General features: G+C 63.3%; 7 protein-coding genes. 2 read left to right on the plus strand and 5 right to left on the minus strand.

What is annotated here, in order from left to right; translation table 11 throughout:
• Positions 1-59: 59 nt before the first annotated feature.
• Together BW989_RS04370 and BW989_RS04375 are read right to left on the minus strand one after the other, a co-directional pair.
• Positions 60-3,782, minus strand: coding sequence for a hypothetical protein (locus BW989_RS04370; RefSeq protein ID WP_076585749.1), 3,723 nt, complete (start codon positions 3,780-3,782; stop codon positions 60-62).
• Positions 3,779-8,746, minus strand: coding sequence for a DUF7507 domain-containing protein (locus BW989_RS04375; RefSeq protein ID WP_076585751.1), 4,968 nt, complete (start codon positions 8,744-8,746; stop codon positions 3,779-3,781). Before BW989_RS04375 ends, BW989_RS04370 begins: the two co-directional genes overlap by 4 nt.
• A gap of 570 nt (positions 8,747-9,316) precedes the next feature.
• Between BW989_RS04375 and BW989_RS04385 the strand changes: the two genes are divergently transcribed.
• Positions 9,317-13,015 (plus strand): indolepyruvate ferredoxin oxidoreductase family protein, encoded by a 3,699-nt coding sequence (locus BW989_RS04385; RefSeq protein ID WP_076585755.1) that lies wholly within the window; start codon positions 9,317-9,319, stop codon positions 13,013-13,015.
• Positions 13,016-13,100: 85 nt separating this feature from the next.
• Positions 13,101-13,988, plus strand: a complete 888-nt coding sequence (locus BW989_RS04390) for a hypothetical protein (protein ID WP_076585757.1) — start codon at positions 13,101-13,103, stop codon at positions 13,986-13,988.
• 69 nt (positions 13,989-14,057) lie between these two features.
• Here the strand turns inward: BW989_RS04390 and BW989_RS04395 are convergent, their stop codons facing one another.
• The 3 genes from BW989_RS04395 to BW989_RS04405 all read right to left on the minus strand — a co-directional run bounded on the left by BW989_RS04395 (position 14,058) and on the right by BW989_RS04405 (position 17,759).
• Positions 14,058-14,873 carry a murein L,D-transpeptidase catalytic domain family protein gene (locus tag BW989_RS04395; RefSeq protein ID WP_425476646.1) on the minus strand — a complete coding sequence of 272 codons (816 nt, stop codon included), beginning with the start codon at positions 14,871-14,873 and terminating at the stop codon, positions 14,058-14,060.
• A 129-nt stretch (positions 14,874-15,002) separates the two neighbouring features.
• Positions 15,003-15,806, minus strand: a complete 804-nt coding sequence (locus BW989_RS04400; protein WP_076585761.1) for a L,D-transpeptidase family protein — start codon at positions 15,804-15,806, stop codon at positions 15,003-15,005.
• A 63-nt stretch (positions 15,807-15,869) separates the two neighbouring features.
• Positions 15,870-17,759: a M61 family metallopeptidase gene (locus tag BW989_RS04405; protein ID WP_076585763.1), complete on the minus strand. Its 1,890-nt coding sequence runs from the start codon at positions 17,757-17,759 to the stop codon at positions 15,870-15,872.
• Positions 17,760-17,904 lie beyond the last annotated feature (145 nt).

Genomic DNA, 17,904 nt, shown 5'->3' on the forward strand with positions numbered 1-17,904 from the left:
ACTCCGCGGCATGCGTGCGGCGATGGCTGGGTTGAGGATGCATGGCCTGTTTCTCGTTCTCAGTATCGTCCCACCACGTTCAGGAACCAACCCTTGTGGTCGTAATCGAAGTTGGTCAGGTTGTCACTGAAATCGGTGAAGTTGTAGCCCACACCAACGCGGAAGTTCTTGGTGATGTCGCGGTCCACGCCGAGCAGTGCACCCTTGCGAACGCCGCCATCGTCGACCTTCAGCCAGCGATACTCGCCCAGGAAGTTCCAGTTGGTGTTGCCGAGCGCATATCGCGTCTGGAAGGCAGCAAAGCTGGCGCCCGAGTCCAGCCACTGGCCCGTCAAACGCCCCATGCGCACCTCGCCATCACGGCGTGCGAGCTTGGCCGCGAACTCCCAATGGGGATTCGGGTGGTAAACACCTTCGGCCGAAAGGATCTGGCTACGCTGATCGTAGTAGGCAACGTTGTCGCCCACCTGCGGCAGCGATGACACGTCGTACAGATACGTGTATTTGCCGAACAAGGCGTATTTGGTGCTGTTCCACGGGCGCCAGGCGAAGCCGACATTGCCTTCGACGAACTTGGCACCGGCCAATGCATCCAACTCATCCTGCGTATCGGAATAGTTGAAGCGCGCCGCCCAGCGCCAGCTTTCACTCGCCTTCCAGCTCAGCCAATTGGTGGTGACCCACTGCTCGCGCTGTTCCAGACCGGTGTCCTTGCGGTACTCCAGCTTGCTTTGCCACTGCGTGGATTCCGACGTGCGGCCACCGTTGACGCTGACCGCGCGGCGATTGACCTGGCCAAGCTCACGATCCAACTCGGCGGACTGCAAGGTAAAGCCGGCGTTCCATCCCATGGACGGATAGAAATCCATGCCGAAGGTGTGGGCCAAACCGGATTCATTCGGCGCCTTCAGGAACTGGCTCTCGTTGAACAGATTGACCTGGTTGGACAAACGCCAGCGCTGGCCCAGCGTCCAGCCAGGATTGGCGCCGCTATTGAAAAGCGGATCACGCGCCGTGGTGTCGGTCGAGTAGGTATAGCTGCCGTAGAAGCTATGGTCCGGGCTGACGCGCCATTCGCCATTCACTTGCGCGGCGTTGCCGCGATCACCTGCAGTGACTTCAGCACCCAACGTGGACAGATTGGCGAAGTTGTACTTCGCACCCGCCGTCACCGCATTGTTCTTTTCGTACTGCCCACCGTCATCATCCAGCGTGAACTGAGCGATGCCGTAGACATCAAGCGCTGTACCGATGCGTTGCAGATAGCGCGCCGCGAGCAAGGTGCCGCTCGCTTCGCCACCCAGACGCGACTCCTCAACGCGGCGCAATTCCGCGCTCAGGGTCGCATCGTCATTGATGCGCCAATCAGCGGTTACCTGGGCCTGTGATAGCGATTCGGCACCGCGGTCCGCGCGGCTGACACGCGCATAGATGCGCAGCGCTTCACTGACATCACCCAGGATTTCGGCACCACGTTCTTCGATGTCTGCCCCGGTGTCGTAACGTGCCACAGAGAAGCCGGCATCGACCTGGCGCCACCAGGCACCCGCGCTCCATTCGCGCTGGGTCCAACCCAGCTCCTTGAAGTTGGCGCGAGCCTCTACCGCACTAGCCGTGCCTTCGCCGCCCGGCTGGAACGGATTGGTGCGGGTAAAGCTGAGGCCACCGTTATCCGAGAAGAACACCGGCGCACTGGTCGCACGACTCTTGGCCTGCTCCAGTTTCAGGTACGTGCCGCGACCCGCCTGCAAGGTCAGATCCGCACCCATCAAGCGATAGTTGTCACCGCCGCTATTGTCTTCGACATAGGTCGCGCCGACGCCGACGTGATCACCAAACCAGTGCTTGCCGCGCACGCCCGCCGCGACTTCATCACTATGGAAACCGGTCGGCACGTATTCGTAGTCCACCAACAGGAGTTGGCTGTAGCCATCCAATGGGTCATCACGGGTCAGCGTGCGAATGTTCTCGCGCGTCACCTGTGCAAGCGGACGGGTGAGGATGAGGCGGCCTTGGTATTCGTCGATTTCGTAATCCACACCACGCACCAACTCGATGCGATTCTCGACACGGCCGGTCAGGCCATCACGCACTTCCAAGGTGACTTTGTCGGAGCCCGGCAGCACATCGGTGTGCTTGAGGTAATAGAGCGATCCGCCGGTGCCAATGAATTCGCTATGGCCCGGCGCACTTTGCGTTTGCGAGCCAAACGCGCGCACGAACGTGCCCGGCTCGGCGTATTCGGTGGTGCGTGTCGAGCGCCAAGTGAACGCGGCGCCATACAGCGAGCGAGCGTACTGGGCGAACTCGGTGCCAGTAAGGCCGGTGTTGTAGTTGCCCCACAGTGCCTGGTTCTGATCCCAGTCCACGCGCAAATAGAACTTGCCCATGGTGTCGACATCGCGATACAGGGTGGAGTCATCGCCGTACACCGGGTAGTAACGATCCGGATCGAGGCGACGGAATACATCCTGCGGATAGGCTTGCCAGAAATCACTGAACAAACGACTGATTTCGCGCTCTTCGGTGTCGGCTTGCGCGGTAATCAGGTATTTGCCCTTGGCCTTGCCCTTCGCATAGAAAGCAAGACGGCCTTCGGTCAGGCTGTCCTTGTCGAAGCGGCCGTCCGGGTTCTGCGGCCCAACCGCACCTGACGCGGAGTTGTTCGAGTAGGTCAGATCGGCCAATGCGACGGCGAAGAAATAACGCCCGGTGACATCGACATCGATACGACGTTGAATCTCCCCAGTCTTCGCATTGGGGCCGCCCACCTGCACATCGAATGCATGCTGTCCGACCGGCACCAAGTATTCGACAACGAATTTGCGTTCGAGATCGACCGGGATGCTCTGCCCATTGATGGTCAGGAACGCGTTCTCGGGGATGTTGCGTCCCTGCAAGCGAACGCGCGATCCATACACCGGAATGTTCTGGCGATTGAGGCTGTTTTGACCAAAGCTGCTCTCGACCTGGCGCATGCGCTCGGCGGCTTCCGCCGTCAGCGAACCGTAGCGGCTGCTGTCGAGGGTGTTCTGCAGGCGCTGGTTGGTAGCTTCGACTTCCTCCGGACGCAGCAATTGCATGCGCTGCGGGAAGGTTTCGTCATAGATTTTTTCATCTGCCCACGCACGGACGACGTAGACCAACTCATCGCCCACACGCAGGCTACTGGCATTGGCTAGCTGGCCATCCCACTCGGCCTCCATCACCGTGCCCATTTGCAGAGGAATGGTGGCAAGCGGCGTGACCAGGTCGACATCGCGCGCATCGAACACCAACACATCGGCGCGCTTGATGAAGGCACCGTAGTTGCTGTAGCCGTAGAACTTCACCGGCTTGGTAATGCGCGAGCCATCGAAGGACAACATGCTGCTGGCCGACATCGACATCTCGGGGCGGCCCAGGTCAGGGTCTTCCGTCGCCCAGATCACACCGCCATCGGGCAGCTGCACCGACCATTTGCCGATCGCGACGGCTTGCCCGGGCTGAAGCTCTTCGCGCCACTTGCTGTCGACTTTTTCCGCTTGGATGGTCACACGTCGATCAGGGGCCAGTGTCTTCGCGTCCGAGTTCTCGCTCGCATTCTTGACCGCAGGTTCCTGCTCACCATGCGAGTTCAAGCTAAACAACACGCCTTCATCAGAGGTGCAGCCATCCTCATCGCACTGCGTTTCGTCTTGCGCATCGGTCGCGGTCGCCGGGGCAGCCTCTTGTGCCACCACAGCGCCCGACATCCCATACAGCGCATAGAGCAACGCGACTTGTAGTGCCCGCTTCTTCATGGCTGGCCCTCCTTGCCCTGCACATAATCGACCCGGACCTTGTCACGGACCTGCGCAGGCATCTGCGAGGTGATCGCTTCATAGACCGCTTGTGTGCGACGCAGGCCCAAGGCCATGTTGTATTCATCGCTGGCTCGCGGATCGGCATGACCGACCAGCGACACCTGCTTGCTTTCGATTTCCATCAGGTACTCGGCAATTTTCTTGATCAGCGGCTGGAACTGCGGCTTGATCTCGGCGCGATTCGTGTCGAACAGAACCGTGCCCAGCATCGGCCAATCCAGCAGTCCGACCACCGTACTTGAAGGGTCTTGTGGATTGGTCCGCAGGCTCACCTTCAAGTTAGCTTGCGTTTCGGGGCGCACCTTATCCAGCAAGGCACGCCGCACAGCCACCGCGCGGTCGAACGCAAGCAGCTCGGTGTCGCCTTGCGCCGCGATGATCACTTCCATGCCTTGGTTGCGGTCCGCTGCCCGGGCCATCTCTTCGATGGCCGGGGCGTAGCGGTCACGGACTTCGGCGCTGCCCGGCTCGAACAGCACCTCGCCAAGGTTCATCTCGACATCCTCGCGGCTGCCACCGATCGCCTCGTCCTCCGGCAACTTGATGCCGAAGTCGAAGCGCACCGGCAGACCCGGGGTGATCCGACGTACCTGCGGGTTGTCGGTGGTGAACACCGAGCCCGGCGGCAGCGTGGCCGGATCCACCTTCAGGATGAAGTTGCGACCACGCTCAGTCGGGCCACCATCGATGCCAGCGACGTGGTAGCGACCGAACTGATCGGTCTCGATCAGCAAGCCTTCCACCGACGCGATGCGCACGCCCGGGATGCCGCGCTCATCGATACCCGCATTGCGGACGATGTAGTCGACCTGATAGCCGCCTGCCACCTGCGCCACCTTGCGCTCGACCTCGAGCTGGACGGCATTCAGGCCCTTGGCCGCTTCACCTGACTTCTCGACCGTGGTTTCACCTGCCGCGTTCATGCGGACGGTATAGCCCTGCGCGTTGGTCAGGACGAAGTCGTTGGTGAAGTCGAGACTCGACAAGGTCTGGCGGATCACGATCGCGTGGTTCGCCTTCGGATCAGCCACCGATTGACGTGCGCTGATGTCGCCCAACGCGATGCCATGCAGCAGCGGCGAGCTGGCATCGGCCTCCGGCTGCGGACCATTGCCGCGATCCACCGTGGTCGAGTTGGCCACGTAAGCCGACGGTGCGAATCCACCCTGCACCTTCAAGCTGCTGGCTGCGGCGCTGTCCTGCCAGCCATCGCCATCGCGATCACCGAACACGGTGCCGATGATCAGGCTGTCATCCATCAGCGGATCGCCAACAACATGCACTTCCGCGCTGGCGACGTTGGACGAATCCACGCCGTTATCGACCATCTTGGCCTGGTTCACATGCGCACCCGGACGCACGCCTGCGCCGACTCGCATGATGTACACCACGGTCGCACGGCCACCAATCGCGATGTCGATGTTGTCCACCGACAGCGGATTCTTGCCCACCAGGCGACCCGCACCATCGGCATCAGCCACCGTCAACGACCCGTCGACGTAACTGAAGCCTGCAGGCGGCGTGTCGATCACGGTGGCATCGGCCACACGGTTCTGACCCATGTTTTCGATGACCAGCGTGTAGCGGACCAGGTCGCCTACCTTCACGTCACGCGGCGTCGCGGTCTTGGTAACCCGCATCGAGCTGACTTCGCCGGTCACCGTGATCACCACGCGAGAGAACGCGCAGTTCGTCGGGTTGGCCCGTTCGCAGAACTGGTAGCCGATCTGGTAGCTGCCTTCCGGCGTACCTGGGGCAACGGTCACTGTGCCCGTTGCCGGATCCAACACCACGCCATCATCCGAGGACGGACTGGTCACCGTGATCACGACCTGGCCCAGCGTGACCGTCTGGCCACCCAAGGTGTCGTTGACCAGGATATTCGGCACCGCCACGCCTCCATCAACGACCGTCACGCTGCCCTGATCCGGATTGGCTACGGCCGGCGCCATGGTCACGGTTACCGTGACGGTAGCCGTGTCGCAGTTCGTCGGATTCAGCACTTCGCAGATCTGGTAGGTCAGCGTGTAGCTGCCGGCCGGCGTGCCCGGGGCGACATTCACCGCGCCGGTAGTCGGATCCAGCGTCACGTTCGGGTTCGTCGTACTGACCTGGGTCAGAGTGACGTCCTCCAGCGTGACCGGCTGGCCGTTGAGCGTGTCGTTAACCAACACGTTCGGCACAGCCACACCACCCGTGCTCGGGATGGATGCCGTGTCGTTGACTGCGTCGACCACCGAAGCACCCACGATCACCGTGGCCGTCGCCGTTGCGCAATGCGTCGGGTTGGCCTTGTCGCAGACTTGGTAGGTGATCGGGTACGTGCCTGCCGGAGTACCCGGCGGCACCACGACATTGCCCGTGGTGACGTCGATGCTCGGGACCGGTGCACCCGGTGTCAACGGATCCGCCGGATCCGTCACGCTCAGGTTCACTGTATCCACGGTCATCGGCTGGCCGTTGATGGTGTCGTTGGTCAGCACGTTGCCGGCATTCGGATTGCCCACCGCGCCATTGATCGGGCCCATCGTGTCCGGCGTCGCCGCCAAGACCGCGTTGGCCACCGTCACCGTCACTACCGCCGTGTCACACACCGGCGTCGGGGTCGAGGTGTCGCACACCTGGTAGGTGTACGTCGTCGTGCCCGAGAAGCCAGGCGTCGGCGTGAACGTGATCGTGCCGTCCGCGTTCACCGTCGTCGTGCCGTTCGGCGAAGCCGTCGTCACCGTCACCGAGGTCGGATCCAGCGGGGCCCCCGTGCTGCTGTCATTCGCCAGCACGTTCGTGGTCACAGGCGTGTTCTGCGGCGTCGATGCCGCATCGTCCGTCACCGTCAGCGTGTTCGCGCCCACCGTCACCGTCACCACCGCCGTGTCACACACCGGCGTCGGGGTCGAGGTGTCGCACACCTGGTAGGTGTACGTCGTCGTGCCCGAGAAGCCAGGCGTCGGCGTGAACGTGATCGTGCCGTCCGCGTTCACCGTCGTCGTGCCGTTCGGCGAAGCCGTCGTCACCGTCACCGAGGTCGGATCCAGCGGGGCCCCCGTGCTGCTGTCATTCGCCAGCACGTTCGTGGTCACAGGCGCGTTCTGCGGTGTCACCGCGCTGTCGTTGTTCGCGACCGGCGCATCCTGCGGATAGTCCACCGTCACCGTCGCCACGTTCGAGACCAGGCCCGTCGTGTCGGCCACCGTGTAGCTGATCGGCGTCGGATCACCGAAGAACGTCGACACCGGCGTGAACGTGATCGCACCCGTCGTCGGGTTCACCGACCACGTGCCCTCACCCGGCACCGTCAACGTCTTGCCATCGGCCGACAGCGTGCTGCCTGCCGGCGGATTCACCATCACCACCGTCGTCGGATCGAGGTTGTTGTTCGGATCCGTGTCGTTGCCGACCACATTCAACGTCGTCGCCGTACCCGGCGTGCCGTTGGTCGCGCTGTCGTTGTTCGCGACCGGCGCATCCTGCGGATAGTCCACCGTCACCGTCGCCACGTTCGAGACCAGGCCCGTCGTGTCGGCCACCGTGTAGCTGATCGGCGTCGGATCACCGAAGAACGTCGACACCGGCGTGAACGTGATCGCACCCGTCGTCGGGTTCACCGACCACGTGCCCTCACCCGGCACCGTCAACGTCTTGCCATCGGCCGACAGCGTGCTGCCTGCCGGCGGATTCACCATCACCACCGTCGTCGGATCGAGGTTGTTGTTCGGATCCGTGTCGTTGCCGACCACATTCAACGTCGTCGCCGTACCCGGCGTGCCGTTGGTCGCGCTGTCGTTGTTCGCGACCGGCGGGTTGACAAGCGGCGTCGTCGTCGGCGTGTTGTTGTTGGTCGCCGTACCCGAGGTATCGGTCACGTCTGCACCCGTCGGCGGCGTACCGCTCGCCACCGCCGTGTTGCTCGCCTGGCCGGCGTTCATGTCCGCCTGCGTGATCGTGTACACGTTGCCCGTACACGTCAGCGTCGCCGACGCACCCGGTGCCAGCGTCACCGCCGTACAGCTCAAGCTCGGCAGGTTCGGGTCGCTCGTGATCCGGACGTTGGTCAACGTCACGTTGCCCGTGTTGGTCACCACGAAGCTGTAGGTGATCGTGTCACCCGCGTCGGTCGCACTCGTGCTCGTGCCCAGCCCCGTCGTCGGCGCTGCCGCCGTCTTCACCAGCGCCACGCTCGGTGCCTGCGTCAGCGGCGTCGTCGTCGGCGTGTTGTTGTTGGTCGCCGTGCCCGAGGTATCGGTCACGTCTGCACCCGTCGGCGGCGTACCGCTCGCCACCGCCGTGTTGCTCGCCTGGCCGGCGTTCATGTCCGCCTGCGTGATCGTGTACACGTTGCCCGTACACGTCAGCGTCGCCGACGCACCCGGTGCCAGCGTCACCGCCGTACAGCTCAAGCTCGGCAGGTTCGGGTCGCTCGTGATCCGGACGTTGGTCAACGTCACGTTGCCCGTGTTGGTCACCACGAAGCTGTAGGTGATCGTGTCACCCGCGTCGGTCGCACTCGTGCTCGTGCCCAGCCCCGTCGTCGGCGCTGCCGCCGTCTTCACCAGCGCCACGCTCGGTGCCTGCGTCAGCGGCGTCGTCGTCGGCGCCGCGCACACCGGATCTGTGGTCTTGCAGACATTCGAACCCGTGACGGTAGCCGTGTTGGCTACACTCCCGGCATTAATATCCGCTTGAGTTAGGGTGTAACTACCCGTACAGATCAACGACTTGCTAGCCGCGATATCGGTCGGCAACGTGACAGATACCGCATCAATGGTGCAGGAAAGAGTTGCGATCTTGGGATCAGATACAGAAATACCCGTCGCAGTACCATTGCCGGAATTTGCGACAGTGATCGTGTAATCAATACGGTCACCGACATTGGCCACGCCATTTGGCGCAACCACATTCATATTGACTACGCCGGATTTGGTCTGAGTCAGCGTGGGTCGCAGAATCGCATCACTATCCGCAGACGAACAGGCCCCTGTAGCCGGTGTAAAAGTGCGCGGGCTGGTACAGCTTGCGCCGCTGTTGGTCACGCCGGCGGGAGGTGTGACGCTGGCGGTGTTGACGGCGTTCTGGGCGTACAGGGCCGGTGCTGCGCCCAACGCCAACATGCACACCATAGCGGCGCGCATCCACTTAAAACCCGCGAAAGACTGCAAATTCACCAACCACCCCCAGTACGCCACGACATGTGGCGACTACAAACGCCTGCCCAGATTTTGCGCAAGCAAGTTGTGACACCCAACACAATTACCCGGTGGATAAAGTGATTATGCGTGCCATAGCCACTTGGCGTACTGCCCCAAATTTGGGGCGCATGGTATCAGATTTGTGACAGAAGTCGCCTATTCATTCTGGGAGGCGCTTGTTTGCACACAAGGGCGCAACACCCTTGAATACGCAACTCACTCGTGAATGGATGCAGGCACTAAAATATCAGCAGGCTAAGTCCGGCCTGCCAAATATTCAGCTACATGACCAGCACCGCCGAACTCTCCTCTCCTGCCTCGGCTCAGGGCGGCCTGACCCATGGCATCCAGGATCACGACTACACGCTCGACGACAAGTACGGCCGCACCGAGGGCCGGATCTACCTGTCCGGGGTCCAGGCCTTGGTGCGCCTGCCGATGATGCAGCACCTGCGCGATGTCGCGGCCGGGCTGAACACGGCCGGTTTCATCTCCGGCTATCGCGGCTCACCGCTGGGCGGCTTCGATCTGGAACTTTGGCGGGCGAAGAAGCATCTTGAGCGAAATTCGGTGAAGTTTAGCCCAGGTTTGAACGAGGATCTCGGCGCGACCATGGTCTGGGGCACCCAGCAGACCAACCTCTTTCCGGGCGCGAAGGTCGATGGCGTATTCGGCATGTGGTACGGCAAGGGCCCGGGCGTGGACCGCTGCGGCGATGTGTTCAAGCACGCCAATGCGGCCGGCACCTCCCGCCATGGCGGCGTGTTGGCCCTGGCCGCGGACGACCACAACTGCCGCAGTTCGACCCTCCCGCACGGCTCGGAGCACGAATTCGTCAGTGCGATGATGCCGGTGCTGAATCCGGCCGGGGTGCAGGACATCCTCGAAATGGGCCTCTTGGGCTTTGCGATGTCGCGTTACACCGGCCGCTGGGTGGGCTTCAAGACCATCGCCGAGACGGTGGAGTCCTCCGCGTCGGTGGACGTGAACCCCTTCGCGCAAGCGATCCTCCTGCCAGGCGACGACGACTTCGAGATGCCGGTCGGTGACCTCAACATCCGTTGGCCGGACCCGCCGCTGGACCAGGAAATGCGCCTGCACCGGTACGCGGTGAAAGCCGCGCAGGCCTTTGCCCGCGTGAACAAGATCGACCGCACGGTGATCGACTCGGGCCATGCGCGCCTTGGCATCGTCACCACAGGCAAGTCCTACCTCGACGTGCTGCAAGCGCTGGAGTACTTGGGTCTGGATGAGGCGGCCTGCCGGGAGATCGGCATCCGCGTCTACAAGGTCGGCATGACCTGGCCGCTGGAGCCGGTCGGCATCCGCGCCTTCGCCCGCGGCCTGCAGGACATCCTGGTGGTCGAAGAGAAGCACAGCTTCATCGAAAGCCAGATCAAGGAGCTGTTCTACAACTTCGAGGGTGACCGTCCGTCGATCGTCGGCAAATACGATGAGAGCGGCGAGTGGATTCTGCCGTCCACCGGCGAGTTGACCCCGGCGCGCATCGCCGGCGTGATCGCCAAGCGCATCCAGCGCTTCCATGATTCCGAACACATCCGCGACGTGCTGCGCTGGATGGCCTCGAAGGAAGGCGAGCTGGCGCTACCGCGGGCCAACTTCCCGCGTGTGCCGCATTACTGCTCGGGCTGCCCGCACAACACCAGCACCAAAGTGCCGGAAGGCAGCCGCGCCTTGGCCGGCATCGGTTGCCATTACATGGTGACGTGGATGAACCGCGACACCGACACCTTTACCCACATGGGCGGCGAAGGCGTGACCTGGGCCGGCCAGGCGGCCTTCACCGAGACCGAGCACGTGTTCCAGAACCTCGGCGATGGCACCTATTTCCACAGCGGTTCGCTGGCGATTCGCCAGTCGATCGCGGCGGGTGTCAACATCACCTACAAGATTCTTTATAACGATGCGGTGGCGATGACCGGTGGCCAGCCGGTGGACGGCACGCTGACTGTGCCGCAGATCGCGCAGCAGGTCTTGAGCGAAGGCGTGCACACCATCGTGCTGCTCAGTGACGACATCACCAAGTGGACGCGCCAGCGCTACCTCTTCCCGAAAGAAGTGGAATTCCATGACCGCAAGGACCTCGACGACGTGCAGCGCCGCCTGCGCAACGTAAAGGGCGTCAGCGTGCTGATCTACGACCAGACCTGCGCCACCGAGAAGCGCCGCCGTCGCAAGCGCGGCAAGATGGTCGATCCGCAGAAGCGCGTGCTCATCAACACGCTGGTCTGCGAAGGCTGCGGCGATTGCGGCAAGAAATCGTTCTGCGTCAGCGTGCTGCCGAAGGACACCGAGTTCGGCCGCAAGCGCGAGATCGACCAGAGCAACTGCAACAAGGATTTCTCCTGCGTCGAAGGCTTCTGCCCGAGCTTTGTCACTGTGCACGGCGGCAAGCCACGCAAGGGCAAGAAAATCAGCGCCGCCGAGCGGTTGGAAAACCTGCCGGCACCGACGTTTGCGAGTGATCTGTCGAAACCCTGGAACATCTTGATCACCGGCGTCGGCGGCACGGGCGTGGTCACCATCGGCGCGCTGATTGGCATGGCCGGCCACTTGGAAGCGAAGGGCTCCACGGTGCTCGACCAGACCGGCCTCGCGCAGAAGGGCGGTGCGGTCACGACCCACATCCGAATCGCCAAGTCTCCCGACGACATCCACGCCGTGCGCATCGCCGCGGGTGAGGCGGACCTGGTGCTCGGCTGCGACATGGTGGTGGTGAACGATTACTGGGTGCTGTCAAAGATCCGCCCCGAGCGCAGCACCGTGGTGATGAACACCTACGAAGCGATGCCCGGCACGTTCACCACGCGCCCCGACATGCAGTTCCCGGCCGCCGACATCGTCGCTGCCGTGCGCACGGCGCTGGAAGGTCGCGATCCGCTGCAAGTGGACGCGACCCAGCTCGCCACCGCACTGATGGGCGATGCGATTGCCGCCAACCTCTTCATGCTCGGCTATGCCTGGCAGCAAGGCTTGGTGCCGCTGTCGTTTGAATCGCTGATGCGCGCGATCGAGCTCAACGGCGCCGCGGTGCCGATGAACAAGACCGCGTTCGCCTGGGGCCGTTTGGCGGCCGTCGATATGCCAGCGGTGATCGAGGCCGCCGGCATCGTGCGCAATGCACCGACGGCGGCGGAATCGCGTGCGCATGAGCTGCCGCTGCTCGGCGCCACGCCAAACGATGCCGGCGAATCGGGGCTGACGCCGTTCTCTGCTGACCTGCGCGATGAAGACGAGCTGCGTCATGTACCCGCACACGGCGGCGAAGTCGCCTTCCTGCCGCTGGACGATGCGCGCCTGTCACGTTCGCTGGACGAGGTGATCGCGCGTCGCGTCGACTTCCTCACCGCGTATCAGGATGCCGCTTACGCCAAGCGTTACAGCGACTTCGTCGGCAAGGTGCGTGCGGCAGAAGAGCAGCGCGCCCCGGGCTCGACCGACCTGTCCGAAGCCGTCTCCCGCTACTTCTTCAAGCTGATGGCGTACAAGGACGAATACGAAGTCGCCCGCCTGTATTCCGCGCCGGAGTTCAAGCGCCGCCTTGAGCAGCAGTTCGAAGGCGATTACAAGATTCACCTGCACCTCGCGCCGCCGCTCTTGGCCAAGCGCAATGCCAAGGGTGAACTGATGAAGCGCGAATACGGCCCGTGGATGCTGAAGGCCTTCGGCATGCTGGCGAAGTTCAAGGGCCTGCGTGGCGGCACGTTCGACGTCTTCGGCTATACCGCCGAACGCCGGATGGAGCGCCAGTTGATCGGCGATTACGAAGCCACCGTCGGCGGTCTGCTGGGTTCGCTTGATGCGGGCAACGTCGGGCTGGCGGCGGAAATCGCCAGCATCCCCGAGCACATCCGCGGCTTTGGCCACGTCAAGGAAGCGCACTTCGAGAAAGCCAAGGCGCGCGAGGCGGAATTGCTGAAAGAGTGGGCCAATCCGCTGCGGGTGGTGATGCAGGCCGCTTGAGTCGTAGGATGGGCATGACGATGCGGTGGCCCCGCATCGTCGCGCAAGACAGGGGGTTGCGCGCCCAGGCCGCGGGAGACCGCCGATGCCCCTCAAGCGCATCTACGACAACTGGCAACAACTCTATGCTGCCAGCGGACCACCTCGCAGCGTGGAGCGCCGGCGCTGGCGCGAATACCTGCGCACCCGCCCGCTGATCGCCTACTGGGGCGACTCGTGGTTCAGCACGCCGCTGTACAAGAACCTCTACTGGAACAGCTTTGCCCGAATCGAAGGGATGTCGATACGGCTGGGCGGCCCGGGGCTCAGCGCGGCGGAGATGTGCACGCCCTCGCGCTGCGCCGACAACGCCGCGCGTTTCGCCGTCCGCGACTTTGATCTCTTGTGCGTCAGCATCGGTGGCAATGATTGTCTGGGCGCAAACCTGCAACGCGTATTCGCAAGTAGCGGGCGCATGGATGCCGAGCGCGCATTCCGACGCGTGGTCGATGACGGCATATTCGAGCGCCTGCGCGGTCGATACACAACGCTACTCACCCCGATGCAGCAGATTGGTCGGCAGTTTCGCGTCGTCGGCCACACCTATGTGCCATTGCATGTGGATGCGATCGGCGAGCGGGGACAGGTCGATATCAAATCTCTGGGGCTGATCGCGCCTTTCATCGGTGCGGTGGGCCCGTGGTTGTGGCCGACGATGCGCCCGGTGCTAGGCAGCAAGGCCGAGGCCGCTCGCTTCGCACGTTTATTGTTGGTCGATGGCTTCCGCGATCAGGTGCTGGTACCCAGCCGCGAGGATTTCCGCGGACTGTTTACCTTCGCGGATTTTTCATCGCTCGACGCAAGCCTGGGCCGCGATTTCTGGTTCGATGAAATCCATCCGACCGAGGCCGGCTTCGCCACCCTATCGCTTGGTTTCAACGCTATGATCCAAGCCGCGCTGCCCGCACCCAAGCAGGCCGCCGTGTTCGCTTGAACGAAGCGACATCGACCCAAACAAAACGGCCCGCATGCGGGCCGTGATTCTTTACGCAACGCGAGAAAATCAGGGCACCGCGGTCGCCATCACCGGCAAGCTGCCATTGCGCACCGCGCGGGCGGAGGCCAGCACCTGGCGTGCACTCTTGCCGCGACAACCGAACTGGCGCGAGCGCTCCAGCCACGGCGCATCATCGGCGTAGGAGAACACCAGCTGGTCGCCCTTCAAACTGTCGATCACCTGGCGCGCGATGCCTTCGCGCAAGGCCGGGCAGCCTTGGCTGCGACCGAGGCGTCCTTGGCGCTGGATCAAATCCGGATTCGCGTACCACGCACCGTGCATGACGATCGCACGCATGCGCGCGTTGTCGTTGAAGCCGGCATCCAGCCCATCCATGCGCATCGAGTAGCCGTTGCTGCCATAGTAGGTTTCGGCGGTGCGATAAAGGCCCAGGCTGGTCGCAAAGCTGCCTTCCACATTAGAGAAACGGGTGGCGTAGTTGTCACCGCTGCCCTGGCCGTGACTGACGTATTCGTTGAACATCAGGCGTTCGTTGGCCAGGTCAAACACCCACAGGCGCTTGTCGGTGGACGGGCGGGAATAATCGATGACGGCAAGACGCGTCTCGGGCGCGACCTCCCCCGAAGCGACCGCGCAGGCACGCGCTTCCACCGCCAAGGCGAGCACGCCCGGGTCGGCGGTCGGGGCGAGGCGCTGCAATTTCGCCAGCAGCGCCTGGTCCGGATCTACCTGCACCGGCGCGGCTTGCACAGGTTTAGGGATGGCGGCCGTTTCGCGCTGCGGGGTGCTGGAGCAACTGGCCAGGGTGGAGGCAGTCAGCGCGATGAAGACGGCGTGAAGTCTTTTCATTCGGGCGACGATACATGCATAACTTCTTGATTTGCATGAATACGCCGTGATTCGGCTGGCTCATTCAGGATTTGCGTATTCAGTCAGCCGTGTTCATTTTTCTGGATATCAAAGGGCGGAAGGCCCTCGATGCCGCCTCAATCAGGGCTTTGCAGGCGGCGGTACGCGCTTGGCCGGGTCGGTCACCGGGGCCGAGTAGGGCTGGTAGCCGGACCCGGTGGGGTTGGCGGTCGGGGCCGGGACCACCACGGCACCGGGGGACGATGTCGCTCCGGCGCCTTCCACCCGCACTACGCGTCCATCGCCCATCACCGTCACCCGCTGGCTGGGCGGTTCTGCCGGCGGTGGGGGCGGCGGCGCATCCGGGAAGATGTAGGCGCCGGTCAGCGCATCCACCGGGGCGGCGTCGCCGGGATACGTGACTTCGGCGTACTCGTGCTCATCCGCGACGATCACCCGGGTGCCGATGTCGGTGATTGCGAACAGCTGCTCGGCCAACTTGCGCGGCAGGCGAATGCAGCCATGCGAGGCCGGATAGCCCGGCACCGCGCCCGCATGCAACGCGATGCCGTCCCAGGTCAGACGCTGCATGAAGGGCATCGGCGCGTCGTCATACAGATTGGAGTGATGGACGACGCGCTTTTGCAGAATCTCGAAATGCCCCGCGGGCGTGTCGCGTCCCTCGCTGCCCGTACTCACGGTGGTCAGGCCAATGCGCTTGCCGCCGCGATAGATGTGCGCGCGTTGCTCGGGCAGGCTGACCACCACCAGCACCGCGCCATCGGGCGATCGCTCGGGTTGCCAGACATAACTGCCCGGCCGCACGACGCGCGATTCCATCGTCGCCGGCGCGGCCTTCTTCTTCGCCGCCTCCGCCACGGGCGCGCATAGGGACAGGCCCAGGCACAGCCCGATCGCGCATCCCCATGACATCGCCGTATTCATGCCTCGACGATAACGCGCCCGGGTGATGGCGCGGTGAGCCCGCGCCGCCCCGCTGCGTTTTGCTTATTTGCGCGCGGTAAAGATCGGCGTCAACCAGTCCCGCTTGCCTTCGATGCGCTCCAGCGCCGGGTAACGCAGGCCGCCGTGATAGTCGATGCTGATGTCGCGGTAGCGATTGAAATCCTTCACCAACAATCGAATCGGCGTCTTCCCGCCTTTCGCGCCGCGCACGGCTTCGGCCAAGGCATCGCTGCTGTATTCGACGTCGTTCACGGCGACGACCGTCATCCCGGTGCCGATGCCGGCGTTGAAGGCCGGGCTGTCCCATCGCGTGTCACTTACCTTGCCTTCCTTCGACAAGGACAGGCCCAGCGAGTAGACGAAGTCGCCATCGGTGCGCTTGCCGGCCTTGGCCGCGGCATTGGGCTCGTCCTTGTAAACCAGCCGCCAGCCGGTGGATTCGATGCTGCTCGCAAACGGCACGCGACCTTCGATGCGATCGGACAGGTACGTCTTCCAGTCATGCGGATGCACGGCATTGAGCGCGGCGACCACGTCGTCGAAGGTGTAGGGCGCAGGCACTTCCCACTGACCGTCGTTGACGCCGAAGAAGGTGCGGGCGAAATCGTCCAGCGATTTCTTGCCACCGGTTTCCTCGCGGATCAGCGCGTCCGCACCCAGCCAGATCAGCTGGCCCGCGCTGTAGTAATCCTCGGACAATTGATAGTTGCGATACGGCTTCGGGCGACGCGCGGAAATGATCGGGTCGTTGGTAGTGTCGAGCACGTTGCGCCACGCGAGGCCCGGCCGGTTGTCCTGATAGGTCGCGACGACCATCGCCAGCGTGTCGCGCGAGCGATCCATCGGCCGCAGCTTGGAGCGCGCGGCGAGCACATTGCCCCAGTACTGCGTCTGGCCCTCGTACACCCAGAGCAGTGAATCCTCGAGTTTCGTGTTGAGGTTGGGCACGAACTGATCGGCCGGGCGGCGGTACTTGCCGTTCCAGCTATGCGTCATCTCGTGCGGCAGCAGGTCACCGCCGCCTTCCTTCTCTTTCCAGTCCTTGAAGTAGCCGACATCCTCACCGTTCTCGCTGGAACGCTGATGCTCCAGGCCGTTGCCCGCCATCTGGTCCGATAACGAAAGCAGGAAGTCGTAGTGGTCGTAATGCTCGCTGCCGAACAGCTTCAGTGCCTGCTCCACCAGCACCTTGTGTTGGGCGATGTGCTCGGGTTTCGTTTCCAGTTGTTTCGGGTCATCTGCGACCACATTCAAGCGCACCGGGCGCTTGCCGGCCGGCGTCAAATCGATCTGCTTGAAGTAGCGGCCTGCGTAGACCGGGGAATCGGCCAGGATGTCGAGCGCAACCGGCTTGTACACGATGGTGTCGCCGTTCTTCGATTGCACATCCAGCGCGGTGCCGGCCTGCCAGCCACTCGGATACTTCACGCTGGGACGGAACTCGATCTGCTGCCCGTAATGGCCCGCCGGATACAACAACACCGCGTTCCATTGCAGGTTGAGCATCGACGGCGTCATCACCACGCGCCCCTGCGAGGAATCGGTCGGCGTCAGGTAGTGGTAGTCCGCGGTGATGCTCGACACGCCTTGGGGAATCTCCAGATGGAAAGCGTAGACATCCGCGGGATCACGCTTCCACGCCAACTTCTGGCCACCGGCGCTGAACTGGATGCCGGCCAGCTTGTCGATCGGCCCGCGCGGCGCGTGGTTGCCGGGCAGCCATTCCGGATACAGCAGGGTCAGCTTGCCCGGTGCGACCGGGATCGTTTCGCGCACCCGCATGATGCGTTGGCCCAGATTGGTCGCATCCACTTCCACCGTGATCGGGCCGGGCGCATAGGGCACATCGCGTGGTTCCGGCACTTGGGCGTGGGCGCTGGCGGCAAATGCGAAGGCGATGGCCGCGACGAGAGGGCACAAGGGGTGCTTCATGAACGACTCCGGCTGGGCAATCTTCCATCCTACCCACGCACGGCGCAGGCACCCCTGCCGAAAGCCATGGTCGATGCCGCATCGGTCACGTTCGTGGGCCTTGCCCGGCTGCGTTGACCCCGGCGCAACATGATGAATGCGATGC

This window comes from Solilutibacter tolerans, from assembly GCF_900155935.1.
Taxonomy (GTDB): Bacteria; Pseudomonadota; Gammaproteobacteria; order Xanthomonadales; family Xanthomonadaceae; genus Solilutibacter; species Solilutibacter tolerans.